Annotated in this window: 11 protein-coding genes; 4 read left to right on the top strand and 7 right to left on the bottom strand. The window is 52.7% G+C overall.

Going from position 1 to position 14,160, the window contains the following annotated elements; all coding sequences use genetic code 11:
• Positions 1-39: 39 nt before the first annotated feature.
• Both ligA and gltX read left to right on the top strand, forming a co-directional pair.
• The gene (ligA, locus tag C7A19_RS04585) at positions 40-2,049 is read left to right on the top strand and encodes an NAD-dependent DNA ligase LigA (protein WP_116644310.1); all 2,010 of its coding nucleotides are present in this window, start codon (positions 40-42) and stop codon (positions 2,047-2,049) included.
• 166 nt (positions 2,050-2,215) lie between these two features.
• Complete coding sequence (gene gltX, locus C7A19_RS04580) at positions 2,216-3,640, top strand: glutamate--tRNA ligase (protein WP_077520265.1); 1,425 nt, start codon at positions 2,216-2,218, stop codon at positions 3,638-3,640.
• A 72-nt stretch (positions 3,641-3,712) separates the two neighbouring features.
• On the opposite strand, the gene C7A19_RS04575 is transcribed toward gltX, so the two are convergent.
• The gene (locus C7A19_RS04575; protein WP_069361096.1) at positions 3,713-4,963 is read right to left on the bottom strand and encodes a uracil-xanthine permease family protein; all 1,251 of its coding nucleotides are present in this window, start codon (positions 4,961-4,963) and stop codon (positions 3,713-3,715) included.
• A gap of 260 nt (positions 4,964-5,223) precedes the next feature.
• Between C7A19_RS04575 and C7A19_RS04570 the strand changes: the two genes are divergently transcribed.
• Positions 5,224-6,393, top strand: a complete 1,170-nt coding sequence (locus C7A19_RS04570; RefSeq protein ID WP_116644309.1) for a DUF2066 domain-containing protein — start codon at positions 5,224-5,226, stop codon at positions 6,391-6,393.
• A 96-nt stretch (positions 6,394-6,489) separates the two neighbouring features.
• Here C7A19_RS04570 and C7A19_RS04565 read toward each other — a convergent pair whose 3' ends face one another.
• The 6 genes from C7A19_RS04565 to miaB all read right to left on the bottom strand — a co-directional run bounded on the left by C7A19_RS04565 (position 6,490) and on the right by miaB (position 12,617).
• Positions 6,490-7,068: a lipid-binding SYLF domain-containing protein gene (locus tag C7A19_RS04565; protein ID WP_077456923.1), complete on the bottom strand. Its 579-nt coding sequence runs from the start codon at positions 7,066-7,068 to the stop codon at positions 6,490-6,492.
• Between the two features lie 73 nt (positions 7,069-7,141).
• On the bottom strand, positions 7,142-8,707 hold the full coding sequence (gene lnt, locus C7A19_RS04560) for an apolipoprotein N-acyltransferase (RefSeq protein WP_235614261.1): 1,566 nt from the start codon (positions 8,705-8,707) through the stop codon (positions 7,142-7,144).
• Positions 8,694-9,566 (bottom strand): CNNM family magnesium/cobalt transport protein CorC, encoded by an 873-nt coding sequence (gene corC, locus C7A19_RS04555; RefSeq protein ID WP_069361092.1) that lies wholly within the window; start codon positions 9,564-9,566, stop codon positions 8,694-8,696. The genes lnt and corC overlap by 14 nt, the downstream gene beginning before the upstream one ends.
• A gap of 18 nt (positions 9,567-9,584) precedes the next feature.
• Entirely contained in the window at positions 9,585-10,055 is a 471-nt protein-coding gene (gene ybeY, locus C7A19_RS04550) for an rRNA maturation RNase YbeY (RefSeq protein WP_069361091.1), read from the bottom strand.
• A complete protein-coding gene (locus C7A19_RS04545) occupies positions 10,052-11,140 on the bottom strand; it encodes a PhoH family protein (protein WP_069361090.1) in 1,089 nt (362 codons plus the stop codon). Before C7A19_RS04545 ends, ybeY begins: the two co-directional genes overlap by 4 nt.
• Before the next feature lie 52 nt (positions 11,141-11,192).
• On the bottom strand, positions 11,193-12,617 hold the full coding sequence (gene miaB, locus C7A19_RS04540) for a tRNA (N6-isopentenyl adenosine(37)-C2)-methylthiotransferase MiaB (RefSeq protein WP_046073700.1): 1,425 nt from the start codon (positions 12,615-12,617) through the stop codon (positions 11,193-11,195).
• 283 nt (positions 12,618-12,900) lie between these two features.
• Between miaB and C7A19_RS04535 the strand changes: the two genes are divergently transcribed.
• The gene (locus tag C7A19_RS04535) at positions 12,901-14,061 is read left to right on the top strand and encodes a 2-octaprenyl-3-methyl-6-methoxy-1,4-benzoquinol hydroxylase (protein WP_116644308.1); all 1,161 of its coding nucleotides are present in this window, start codon (positions 12,901-12,903) and stop codon (positions 14,059-14,061) included.
• The last annotated feature ends 99 nt before the right edge of the window (positions 14,062-14,160 follow it).

Here is a 14,160-nt window from a genome sequence, read left to right as displayed (position 1 = left end):
CTTGCCCGCAACCGACTCCGCTCAGACGACGAATCAAACATGGCTTACAGCAAACAACAACTCGATGATTTAAAGCACCAGCTTAACTATCACGCCTACCGGTACTACGTCGAAGACAGCCCAGAGCTGCCCGATGCCGAATACGACCGCCTGATGCAAGACTTATTGGCCATTGAGGCGGCACACCCAGAATGGGTAACCAGCGACTCACCGAGCCAGCGAGTCGGTGGCGCACCGCTTAGTGCGTTTGAGACGGTCACCCACGAGTTGGCGATGTTATCTTTGGGGAATGCCTTCAGTGATGACGATCTGGCTGACTTTGAGCGCCGTGTTAAAGATAGACTTGGTGATGGCGAGCCGGTCACCTACACCTGTGAGCCCAAGCTCGATGGCTTAGCGGTGAGCCTGATTTACGAAAATGGTGAGCTGGTTCAAGCTGCGACGCGGGGAGATGGCACCACCGGCGAGAACATCACCCACAACGTCAAAACCATTCGCAACGTCCCCCTTACCTTACAGAAAGGGGATTGGCCAACGCGGCTGGAGGTGCGTGGTGAGGTCTTCATGCCGAAAGCGGGCTTCGAGGCACTTAACGAGGCCGCGCTTAAAAAAGGCGATAAAACTTTTGCCAACCCGCGCAATGCGGCGGCAGGCAGCCTGCGTCAACTGGACCCCAAAATCGCCGCTAACCGACCATTGAGTTTCTATGCCTATGCGGTGGGCGTGATGTCGACTCCCTTCGGCCAAGGGCAAAGTGAGCGCTTACAGAAGCTCAAACAGTGGGGCCTAGCGCTCAGCCCAGAAGTGAAACGGGTGGAAGGGCTAGACGGCGTGAAAGCCTACTACCAAGACATTATGGCGCGCCGTGATGCACTGCCCTACGAAATCGACGGGGTGGTGATCAAGGTTGATAGTATTGCCAGCCAAGAACGGTTAGGGTTTGTGGCGCGCGCGCCGCGTTGGGCGATAGCTTACAAATTCCCGGCGCAAGAAGAAATCACCACTGTCAACGATGTGGAGTTCCAAGTGGGCCGCACTGGGGCCATTACGCCAGTTGCCAAGCTTGAGCCTGTGTTCGTGGGCGGCGTCACGGTCAGTAATGCCACCTTGCACAACGGTGATGAAATCGAACGGTTAGGCGTTCATATTGGTGATACTGTGGTGATCCGCCGTGCCGGTGACGTCATCCCTCAGGTTGTTGGCGTGGTGGAAAGCCGGCGTCCTGAGCAGGCACAACCAATAGTGTTTCCCGATGCGTGTCCGGTCTGTGACTCAGCGGTGACCCGTATCGAGGGGGAAGCGGTCGCACGCTGCACCGGCGGATTAATTTGTCTGGCACAGCGCAAAGAAGCGATTAAACACTTTGCGTCTCGTAAGGCCATGGATATTGATGGCTTGGGCGATAAAATCGTCGAGCAGTTAATCGAAAAAGAACTGATTGAGACGCCAGCCGATCTCTTTACCTTGACACCGGGTCGTGTGACGCAGCTCGACAGAATGGGGCCAAAGTCAGCGCAAAACTTGGTTGATGCACTGGAAAAAGCCAAAGCCACCACCTTGCCACGCTTTATTTATGCCCTGGGCATTCGTGAAGTGGGCGAAGCGACCGCGCAAAATCTCGCTTTGCACTTTCATACCCTCGACGCGTTGCGCGCGGCCGACGAAGAGGCACTCATTAACGTGCCGGACGTGGGTGCGATTGTCGCAGGCCACATCGTTCGCTTCTTTGCCGAGCCGCACAACCAGAGTGTGCTAGAAGCCCTACTGGCAACTGGGATCCACTGGCCCGAAATCAGCGCGCCGTCAGAGCCAGATGCGCAACCGTTAGCCGGTAAAACCATTGTCCTGACGGGCACCTTATCGCAAATGTCTCGCAGTGATGCCAAAGCGGCGTTACAGGCGTTGGGCGCGAAAGTGACGGGCAGTGTCTCGGCAAAAACCGACATGTTAGTGGCGGGGGAGGCCGCAGGCTCCAAACTCACCAAAGCGCAAGATCTGGGCGTCACTGTACTCGATGAAGATCAAATGATTGCCATGCTTAATCAGTAACTTTATCCATCACGCTGTGTGCGAGCGACTCGAGCGAATCATCGCGCACAGGTGCAATAGTTTACATGGCCATGTTCCGTGTCTGAGCATGGCCGGATTGTGGAATTTACCTGTACTGGTAAACTAACCGTTACATATTATTCTCAGCACTGGGATAGGGATCCTAATGACGATTAAAACCCGCTTTGCCCCCAGCCCAACCGGCTTTTTGCATGTTGGTGGCGCGCGTACCGCACTTTACTCTTGGCTAGCAGCACGCAGCCAAGGTGGTCAATTTGTGTTGCGTATTGAAGATACAGATATCGAACGTTCAACCCAAGAAGCCATTGATGCCATTTTAGAAGGCATGAAATGGCTGGGCCTTGATTGGGATGAAGGGCCGTACTACCAAACGAAACGCTTTGATCGCTATAACGAGCTTGTTGATCAGCTGTTGGCAGAAGACAAAGCCTACAAGTGTTATGCCCCCAAAGAGCTGCTAGAAGAAATTCGTGAAGAGCAAAAAGCGAATGGCTTGAAAGCACGCTACGATGCCAATCATCCTAAAGTGATGGCGGCCAACAGCCAAGCAAACGCTGACGACCCACACGTCATTCGTTTCCGTAACCCCAAAGACGGCAAGGTGGTGTTTGATGATAAGATCCGCGGTCGGATTGAAATTGCGAACAGCGAGCTTGATGACTTGATCATCCGCCGTACCGACGGCAGCCCAACCTACAACTTCTGTGTGGTGGTTGATGATTGGGATATGGGGATCACCCAAGTGGTGCGTGGCGAAGACCACATTAACAACACCCCGCGTCAGATTAATATTTATGAAGCGCTGGGCGCGCCTGTCCCTGAGTTTGCCCATTGCTCGATGATCCTCGGCGACGATGGTGCCAAGCTGTCTAAACGTCATGGTGCAGTGAGCGTCATGCAATACCGCGATCAAGGTTTCTTGCCACAAGCACTGCGTAACTATTTAGTGCGTCTGGGATGGTCTCACGGCGACCAAGAAATCTTCTCGATGGAGGAGATGATTGATTTCTTCTCCCTAGAAGCGATCAGTAAGTCAGCCTCTGCCTTTAATACGGAAAAATTGCGTTGGCTGAACAACCATTACATCAAAAATGGTGATCCGGCTGAGGTCGCGTCACACTTGCAGTGGCACCTGGATCAACAAGGTATTGATGCGTCCACAGGGCCGGCTCTGACTGACGTGATCCAGCTGGTGGGTGAGCGTTGTGACACCTTGGTGGAACTGGCCGAGCAAAGCCGTTACTTCTATCAAGACTTTGATGAGATTGAGGCAACCGCCGCCAAGAAGCACCTGCGTCCAGTCGCGCTTGAGCCATTGCAAGTAGCCAAAGGCAAGATTGAAGCGTTGGATGAGTGGACAGTGGATGCCCTAAAAGCCGTGATCGCGGATACCTGTGCCGATCTCGATGTTGGTATGGGTAAAGTCGGTATGCCATTGCGTGTTGCAGTCACTGGTGGTGGTCAATCACCCTCAGTGGATGCGGTGATGCACCTGATTGGTAAAGACCGCGTATTGGCGCGTATCGAACAAGCCATCAAAGTGGTTGAAGCTCGAGCCGCACAAAGTTAAAAAAGTTGCCAAACCGCGGCACAATCAAAAAAGGGCGCTGCGGCGCCCTTTTTAAGTGTGTCATCGCCTGTCTTAATGCGACTCTTCTTCCATCTGCGCGCTATCAACGATGTGGTTCTCGCCCATTTGACGAGGCAGCACCCAGTTAAGCACGATGGCGACCAAGCCACACAAGCTGATGCCTTGTAAGCTGAAATCGCCAATGCCAAAGGCCATCCCGCCAATCCCAAAGACCAAGGTGACCCCGACAATCGCGAGGTTGCGCGAGTCGTGAAGATCTACTTGATTGCGAATCAAAGTATTCAGACCCACGGTAGCGATAGAGCCAAACAGTAGGATCATAATGCCGCCCATCACCGGCAAAGGAATGGTCAGTAGTAGGGCTCCCAGTTTACCCACAAACGCCAGCACAATGGCGGTGAACGCCGCGTAGGTCATTATTTTAGGGTTAAATGCTTTGGTGAGCATCACTGCGCCGGTGACTTCACTGTAAGTGGTATTGGGCGGAGCACCAAACATGGATGCAGCGATCGTCGCCGCGCCGTCACCTGCCATGGTGCGGTGCAAACCGGGCTTTTTCAGGTAGTCTTTACGGGTGACATTGGAAATTGCCAGCATATCGCCCACATGCTCCACCGCGGGCGCAATGGCCACGGGGATCATAAATAAAATGGCGTTGATGTTAAATTCTGGCAAGGTAAAGGCAGGCATCATCAACCAGCTGGCATTGGCTACTTGGGTAAAGTCGACAATGCCCATCACCAGGCTGGCCACATAGCCAACCGCAATACCGGCCATAATGGGGACCAATTTGAAAAAGCCCTTGGCAAAGACACTGACCGCAATGGTGGTCAGTAATGAAAGCAGGGAAATCCAGATAGCGATATCACCGGCGATGAGTTGCTCACTGCCGTCGCCACTCTTACCCAGCGCCATATTGACGGCGGTGGGCGCGAGGCCAAGTCCAATCACCATAATCACAGGGCCTACCACCACGGGAGGAAGCAATTTGTGAATAATGTCTACGCCTTTCACGCGAATAATGCCTCCCATAATGAGGTAGATAACCCCGGCGGCCATTAGTCCACCCATGGTGGCGGGAATACCGAAATTGTTCACGCCGTACAGAATGGGAGCAATAAAGGCAAAAGAAGAGGCGAGAAAAATAGGAACAGAGCGGCGGGTAATAACTTGAAAGATTAGGGTGCCTATTCCGGCACCAAAAAGTGCGACGTTAGGGTCAAGCCCGGTTAAAAGCGGCACCAACACCAAGGCTCCAAATGCGACGAACAGCATTTGTGCCCCTTGTAAAACTTGCATCATGATCTCACCTCCAAAAAAAATCGCGCAATGCTAGCACAAAGCGTTTCTGTGATTCCTGTCATGTTTTTAAATGTGAGACCGATAGCAAATAAATGATGTAACGGATTTCATTGATCGAACGGAATCGTGAAATAGACCGTTTTACAGTGGCACCTATCACTATATCGCGTTTGCTCTATCTTTTTTACAAATGAGGATTGCTGAACCTAGAGCTGTCAGCTTATGATCGCTGGACTCCCATTTATCCATGTGGAAAGACTATGAATCGATTTGTGTTGGCCTTCATTGCCTGTTTATGGTTGCCTAGCGCGCTGGCAAACGACCTTTATCACGCCAGCATTCCGCTTGATAATGGCGCGCAAACCTCCCAACAAGCGGCAAAAAAACAAGGGTTAAGTGCCGTTCTGACTAAGGTGTCCGGTCAGCGGAACTTGTCTGACAACCCAGCGGTTAAACAAGCGCTGCAAGAGGTAGATAGCCTAATCACCCAGCTCGGTTATGGTGAACATGAGCAAGGGGCGGATGGCGCGACGCAGCGCACGTTAGAAGTTGGGTTTGATAGCCAGCAGGTGCGCGAAATATTGCGTCAAGCGGGGCTCCCTTTGTGGGGAAGTCCGCGCCCGTCGGTGCTGGTGTGGCTGGTGGATGACCGCGGCCTTGAGCGGCAAATTATTTGGGAGCAAAGTGAGCGCCCAGTGATAGATGAGCTGCGCCAAGCGGCGGCATTACGTGGGTTGCCTGTGCTTATTCCTGTGGGCGATTTTGATGACCTGATGGCGATTTCGAGCAGTGATTTGTGGGGCGGGTTTATTCAGCCTGTTGAACAGGCCAGTGAGCGTTACCAACCAGACGGTATCGTGATTGCCAAACTGACCGACCAGGGGATTCGCTGGCAGCTTTTTCCTGAAGCAAACCAAATGCAAACCAATCAAACGCGCGGCCAGGCAAGCGATGCCAGCGCAATGATTCATTCATTGGCCGACTATTACGCGCAGCAAACCGGCGTCATCCTGGATCAAGACGAAGACAGTGCGTCTGTGGTTATTGCGGTTGGCGGCATAGAGAGCGGCGATGATTATGTCGCACTCGAGAAAACACTGGCAAACTTGAATGCGGTACAAAGTGTACATTTACGCAAGCTTAATGATGACACCCTGGTATTCGATGCGCAGTTGGCCGCGTCACAGCAAGCTCTGATTAAAGAGCTAACCGCCAACCGAGAAGTGCGGTTAATGACCATGCAGGAGCAAGAGGCTTATACGGCAAGCAAATCGCCAATCGCCAGCGAGGCGGCAAATACCGAGCCGGCTGTTGAGCTGGAACAAGGTGATCAGGCGCTCGAACAGGGGGAGAGCGATAGCACACAAACGCTTGTTCCCGAGCCACAACCGTCGGCGGAAAAGCGTCTGTGGTTTGTTTGGCAGCCGTAACGATGTACTGGCAACGCCAAGCTAAAAAGGCTAGCCAACACGGCTAGCCTTTTTGATGCGCAGATAAGGCGTTTTACGCTCTGTACGCGTCAGTGACTACCAGTTAGTAGGAGTAAATTGTTGACCGGCGAGGGCGGCTTCTACCATCAGTCCTCCCTTTGCATGGGTAAAGACAGTCAGCCCATTGACGTAATAGGCTTTCGACTGACGGTTACTGGCGGAGGCTGAGGTGCCAGAGGTACCGGTTTGCGCCGATGCCCCTTCGGTCAATGCGGTGGCAGACGCTTGCGCGCCGAGCTCCACTTGCCCTTGCATAAAGCGGTCATACGCTGTTTTGTCTTTAAAGAAAACAATTTCACTGAACGCTTGGCCACCAAAGGTCAGCCCGACCGATACCTGTTTGAGCGCCGCGGCACTGACCGGCGCATCTTGACGATAAACGACGCCCTTACCATAGGCACCACCTACCCAAAAACCCCCTTTGCCGACAGAAGGAAAGACGGCATAGCCGTAGGCGTTATCAAAAAAAGGTTGGGTTTGTGGGTACTGCTTAAATTGTTCGCGTGCGAGGTTGGCTTGACGCACCTGGTCTTGCTGCGAGCTGGTCGCGCAACCGGTCAATGCCGTCAGTGCGACAATGACCAATGCAAACCAGCGATGAGAACGACGTAACATGGTTATCTCCTTATGGCGTTAATCTAAATGACCAAAAGCACAATCAGGTTACGTCAGTCTCTTGCTGGCAATGTCAGAGGTTTGTTGAGATTTTACTTGGTTTACGGGTATCGCGACGCCAAACTATTACGCCCAAACAGCCACTGATCATGACCCAAAGCCACAGCGGCGTATTGCCCCATTGGCGGTAAGGCGTGATGCCTTCCGTCCCGGTTATCTGCGTGGTCAGCACCTGGGTTTCAAACTGAGGCAGCGTCGCTTCAAGCTTGCCGTGCTCATCCACCAAGGCCGTGACACCGTTGTTGGTGGCCCGTATTACTGGTAGGCCAAATTCAAGTGCGCGCATTCGCGCAATTTCAAGGTGTTGCCAAGGGCCAATTGAGCGACCAAACCACGCATCATTCGACAGGGTAATAATTGCGTCGCTGTCCGCGTTCAAGTTGTCGCGGATTTGCGCGGGAAAAGCTATTTCATAGCAAAGCGCGGTAATGTAGTCCCAGCCGTTGGCGGGCAGGGCGGGCTGAACCGGCTCGCCCGGTGAAAATGATGACATTGGCAGGTTAAACAGCGGCGCGAGCGGGCGTAATAGCGCCTCAAAGGGAACAAACTCGCCAAACGGTAGCAAATGATGCTTGCTGTATTGGGTGGGAGCCGGATAGCGATACGCTGGCGTGCCTGCGCCCAGTGCCAGTACATTGTTAAAGTACGCGCCCTGTTCATTTTGGTCGAGCGCGCCAGTGATCACCGTGGTTTGATTATGCTTGGCGGCTTGATCAAGCTGGGAGAAAAAACGGGGCAGTTCGCGCTCTAGAGCGGGAACGGCAGCCTCTGGCCAAATAATGACATCACTGTCCCAATGCTGGCGGGTTAAATCCAAGTATTTCATCAGCGTCGGCCAGCGTTGATCAGAACGCCATTTCAGCGCTTGCGGCACATTGCCTTGAATTAACGAAATTTGCTGTTGTTGATCGGTTTTTGTTACCCAGTTAATGCTGCCGAGGCCATAGCTGACCGCGACCAGCGCTAGCCCCGCGGCAACCGCACCATAACGTGCTTGTCCTTGCCAGTGACCCCAGCGAGGCGTGATGAGTGCGAGCAGGCCAGCCAGTACGACCAAGACGAGTGTGATCCCCTGTACCCCGAGCACAGGGGCAATGCCAGCCAGCGGGCTGTCGATTTGGCTGTTGCCAGGCCAAAGCCAAGGAAAGCCGGTAAACACCCAGCCTCGAAGCCAATCAATCACCAGCCATAAGGCAGGGGCGAGGATTAACCACTTGATACCGGGCTGACGAATGGGCAGTTTGTTGACCAATGCCCCGAATAATGCCGGGTAGAGGGAGAGATAAGCAATCAGCAGTGCCATCAACGACAAGCCGGCGATGGCAGGCATGCCACCAAAATGATCGATGCTGACGTAAACCCAGCTAACGCCGGTGGTAAATTGGCCCAGTCCCCAGCAAAATCCCAACCACGCACTGCGCTTGGGTGAGGCGTTTTGTAGCAGGGTGAATAAGCCCCACAAGGCAACCAGCATCAATGGCCAGTACGAGAAGGGAGAAAAAGCGAGGGTGGCGGAGGCACCAAAAGCGGCAGCCAGTAATGACTGCCCGCTTTGGTATAAACGGTTAGGCGTTTTCACTGTTAACTTCGCTACTGTCTGGGATAGTGACTTGTAGCTGAATGATACGACGACTATCGGCGGCCGTCACTTTAAAGTGATAATCACCAATGTCGACTTCTTCACCGCGATCAGGGAGATGGCCAAAGCTGGTCATCACCAGACCACCTATGGTGTCTACCACATCGTCTTGGAATTGAGCGCCGAAATGCTCATTAAAGTCTTCCAGGGTCGTCAGGGCTTTGACCGAGAAGGTATGACGGCTGAGCTGGCGAATTTCCTGCTCGTCTTCGTCGTCGTACTCGTCTTCGATCTCACCGACGATCTCTTCGAGAATGTCTTCAATGGTTACGACCCCTGACACGCCCCCAAACTCGTCAATGACAATCGCCATGTGATAGCGCTCTTCTTGGAATTCTTTGAGCAAACGATCCACGCGTTTACTCTCAGGTACCACCACCACGGGGCGTAACACTTTTTCGATGTCAAAGTCTTCGGCATCTGGGCGCAGGTAGCGCAACAAATCTTTCGCAAGCAAAATGCCTTCAACATGGTCTTTGTCATCGCTGATCACAGGATAACGAGAGTGTTGGGCATCAATAATAATATTAATGATCGCTTCCAATGACTGCGATCGTTCAACGATTACCATCTGCGAACGGGGTATCATGATATCTCTCACACGCATGTCAGAGATTTGCATTACACCTTCCAGCATGTCCCGAGTGTCATGATCGATCAGGGCGTTTTGCTCTGAGTCTCGAAACAAGTCCACCAGTTCTTGTCTGTCTTTTGGGTCAGCTTGGAAAAACTGACCCAGCCGCTCGAAGAAGGTCTTCCTACTCGGACCGTCTGAGTTTTGCGAATTATCGTCGTTCATTCAATTTCATTCAGTTGGTTAACGCTCGATGAAGTCGTTAGCATAAGGGTCACTGACCCCCATAGCGGCGAGAAGCTCTCGCTCCAGCGCCTCCATTTGCTCGGCTTCATCATCCTCAATATGGTCGTAACCCAGTAAGTGTAAGCTACCATGGACAACCATATGTGCCCAATGATCCATCAGTGCTTTGCCTTGTTGTTGTGCTTCTTGTTCAACAACTTGGCGACACACGACCAAATCACCGAGTAAATCAATCTCCACCCCAGGAGGGGCATCAAACGGAAAAGATAACACATTTGTGGGTTTATCTTTGCCGCGATAATCGCGATTAAGGCTTTGGCTCTCGCCCTCATCGACGATGCGTATCGTCACTTCTGCTTGGGGCCGAGCGGTGCGCACGGCCTGTTCAAACCAAGCTTGGAGCTGATCGTCACTGGGCAAGCCTTGTTCGTTCTCACAGGCAATTTGCACATCGACATAGTAGCTCATGACGGATCCTGTGAGTCAGTGGTGGCAGGCTGCGCAGCCACTTGCTGGGCTTCACGCGCTTCTCGACGACGTGCCTCGGCTTCTTTTCGCGCTTTGGCGTCTTCCGCTTCCCACTTATCGTAGGCTTGAACAATGCGGGTGACCACATGGTGGCGGACGACATCATCTGCTTGGAAAAAGTGGAAGCTAATTTCGTTCACGTCCGCGAGTACCTCAATCGCATGGCGCAGGCCTGAGCGCGCATTGCGCGGTAAGTCGACCTGAGTCACGTCACCGGTGATCACTGCCCGTGAATTAAAGCCAATCCGCGTCAAGAACATTTTCATCTGCTCGACCGTGGTGTTCTGGCTCTCATCCAAGATAATAAAGGCATCGTTCAAGGTTCGGCCACGCATATAAGCAAGAGGTGCCACCTCGATCACGTTACGATCGATCAATTTCTCGACCCGTTCAAAGCCGAGCATTTCAAAGAGCGCATCGTAAAGCGGACGCAAGTAGGGGTCGACCTTTTGGCTCAAGTCACCGGGCAAAAAGCCCAGCTTTTCACCGGCTTCAACCGCAGGACGCGTCAGGAGGATACGACGGATCTCTTGACGCTCAAGCGCATCCACCGCTGCCGCGACGGCAAGGTAGGTTTTCCCCGTCCCCGCAGGGCCAATACCAAAGGTGATGTCATGATTGACCATGTTGGCGATGTACTGCGCTTGGTTGGGCGTGCGCGGTTTGATCACCCCTTTTTTGGTCTTGATGTTGATTTCTTTACCGTAAGGAATGCTCGACTCGGTGTTTTGCTCCAACACGCCCGACTCTTTGATCGCCAAATGAATCGCTTCGGGCTCAATGTCTGGCGAGCTACCACGCACAGGGGCGGTGTCGACGTATAAGCGCTTTAAAATATCGACCGCGGCATTGGCTGTATGGGGTTTGCCCATCACAGTAAATGCATTATGGCGGTGGCTAATTTCCACACCCAAGCGACGCTCAAGCTGTTTGATATTATCGTCAAACGGGCCACATAAGTTGGCAAGACGGGTGTTGTCGGCAGGTTCTAGGTTCAGGTCAAGAGAGATGATTTTAGACAAGATTATCCTCGCTTTCGGCGCCCGGTTACCCGGCGCCGTTGAATTGATGAACGCGTTATGGCGTGAAAACACCAACACCAAGCTCGTTTTCGTTGCGCGTCTTCGCCATGATTTCGGTTGGCGAGACGGCGACACGCAAGTCCATATCTTTTTCGGTACGAACCAGCTCGCCGCGCAGCGAGTTTGGCATCACTTCAGTTATTTTGACGTCAACAAATTGGCCAATCAAATCGACAGAGCCCTCAAAGTTGACCACTCGGTTGTTCTCGGTACGACCACGCAACTCCATCAGATTTTTGCGTGATGGGCCTTCAACCAAGATACGTTGTTCGGTATCCAGCATCATGCGCGAATAGCGCATAGCCTGGCTGTTCACTTGTTGTTGCAAGCGGTATAAACGCTCTTTTTTCACTTGCTCCGGGGTATCGTCTGGCATATCGGCAGCCGGCGTGCCTGGACGAGACGAGTAAACAAAGCTAAAGCTCATATCGAAATCGACATCTTTAATCAATTTCATGGTCGCTTCAAAATCTTGCTCGGTTTCCCCCGGGAAGCCCACGATAAAGTCAGAGCTGATGGTGATATCCGGACGCGCCTGACGCAATTTACGGATTTTTGATTTGTACTCAATCGCCGTGTGCGGGCGTTTCATCATGGTCAAAATCCGGTCTGAGCCGCTTTGTACCGGCAGGTGCAAGAAGCTTGCAACCTCAGGGGTATCACGATACACCTCAATAATATCATCGGTAAATTCCACCGGATGGCTGGTGGTGTAACGGATACGGTCAATACCGTCAATGGCCGCGACATAACGCAGCAACTCTGCAAACGTGCATACATCACCGTCATGGGTGTCGCCACGGTAGGCGTTCACGTTTTGTCCCAACAGGTTCACTTCACGCACACCTTGTTCGGCCAGCTGTGCAATTTCGAACAATACGTCATCCAGCGGGCGGCTGACTTCTTCGCCACGGGTGTAAGGCACCACGCAGAACGTACAGTATTTGGAACAGCCTTCCATGATCGAGACAAAGGCGGTCGGCCCTTCTGCACGAGGCTCAGGCAGACGATCGAATTTTTCGATCTCTGGGAAGGTAATGTCCATCACTGGCGCATGATCCGAGCGTGACTGCTTGATCATCTCCGGTAGGCGGTGCAAGGTCTGCGGGCCAAAAATCACATCCACATAAGGCGCACGCTCACGAATATGGTCGCCTTCTTGAGTTGCCACACAGCCACCGACACCGATCACCAGCTCTGGGTTTTTGTCTTTGAGGGTTTTCCAACGCCCGAGTTGATGGAATACCTTTTCTTGTGCCTTTTCTCGAATCGAGCAAGTATTGAGAAGGAGAACGTCTGCGTCTTCTGGTTGTTCGGTCAGCTCATAGCCACCGGCAGAATTGAGCAGATCTGCCATTTTGGATGAGTCATACTCATTCATTTGGCAACCCCAGGTTTTGATCAGCAGTTTCTTAGCCATGTAACTTCACGCTCATTGTTAATCTTATGGACGACATTACCCTTTCAAGCTGTATGGTTTTTAATCAGTCAATCAGCTTGGCAAGCCGCGTATTGTACTGCTTTCCAATATCGCTGACCAGATCACAGGTTCGGAGAAATCATGTCGATCCGGCTAAACGTTTGAGCGGACGCGACAAAGGCCCGCTCGGAAAAGCGAATTTGCCCTCACTTTGATCGGATTGATATCGAATTCTCGTTTACCTTCAGTAGAATGCTTGCATCAACGGCACAAAGAGACGGTCATGAATCAATTTGAAGTTATTATAGTCGGCGGTGGCATGGTTGGCGCAGCGGCGGCACTCGGGCTTGCTCGCCAAGGACGCCAGGTGGCGTTAATTGAGCGCCAGCCCCCTGAGCCTTTTGAACCTTCACAACCAATGGACCTGCGAGTGTCCGCGATTTCCCAGGCATCGGTGAGCCTGCTCAAGGATCTCGGTGCGTGGGCCAGTGTTGAAGCCATGCGTGTTTGCCCCTACCGCCGCCTAGAAACCTGGGAAGCGGAAGACAGCCGAGTATGTTTCAGTGCCGACCAACTCGACTTGCCACAATTAGGATATATGGTCGAGAATCGCTTGATTCAACTCGGCCTGTGGCAGCAGTTTGCTCGTTTTGACAATTTGCAGCTCGTCTCACCGGCCTCGATCACGGGTATGACGCAGGCGGGCGAGCTGCATCAAGTCCAATTAGACAGTGGTGACACTCTGAGTGCCCCTTGGCTTATCGGTGCGGATGGTGCCCACTCCAAAGTGCGAGACTACGCGCAAATCGGCCTTACCAGCTGGGATTATCGCCAGCATTGCATGCTCATCCATGTCGAAACCGCTGCGCCCCAACAAGACATTACCTGGCAGCAGTTTTTCCCCTCCGGACCACGCTCGCTGTTGCCGCTTTGTGGCCACAATGCCTCGCTAGTGTGGTATGACAGCCCAGCGAGAATTCAACAGTTGTGTCAGCTCAATGCTGAACAGCTCAAAGCTGAGATCGTGAGCCATTTCCCACCACAAGTGGGCGACGTCACCCCCATCAACTGGGGCGCGTTTCCACTGACACGCCGTCATGCTCAGCAGTACCATCGTAATGGGGTCGTAGTGATTGGTGATGCCGCCCACACCATTAACCCGCTGGCAGGGCAAGGAGTGAACTTAGGCTTTAAAGACGTCGCTGCACTGCTGGATGCCTGTGCCGATGCGGGCGCACAATGGCAAGCAGAGTCAACGTTAGCGGCATACGAAAAAGCACGCCGCACCGATAACATGATGATGCAAACGGGTATGGATGTGTTTTATACCGCGTTCAGTAACCAAGTGACGCCTTTAAAACTGGCACGTAATGCAGTGTTTAAACTGGCTGAACACAGTGGCCCGGTGAAAACGCAGGTGTTGAAATATGCCTTAGGTCTGTAGAGAGGCCAAGGCGCTAAACGTAAAAAAGCCCACATGATGTGGGCTTTTTAATATGGCTGGGGTACCAGGATTCGAACCTGGGAATGACGAGATCAAAAC

Source organism: Salinivibrio sp. HTSP (assembly GCF_003390965.1).
In the GTDB taxonomy this organism is placed as follows: domain Bacteria; phylum Pseudomonadota; class Gammaproteobacteria; order Enterobacterales; family Vibrionaceae; genus Salinivibrio; species Salinivibrio kushneri.
The sequence above is the reverse complement of the archived record's forward strand: the minus strand, read 5'-3'. Positions and strand labels throughout refer to the sequence as shown.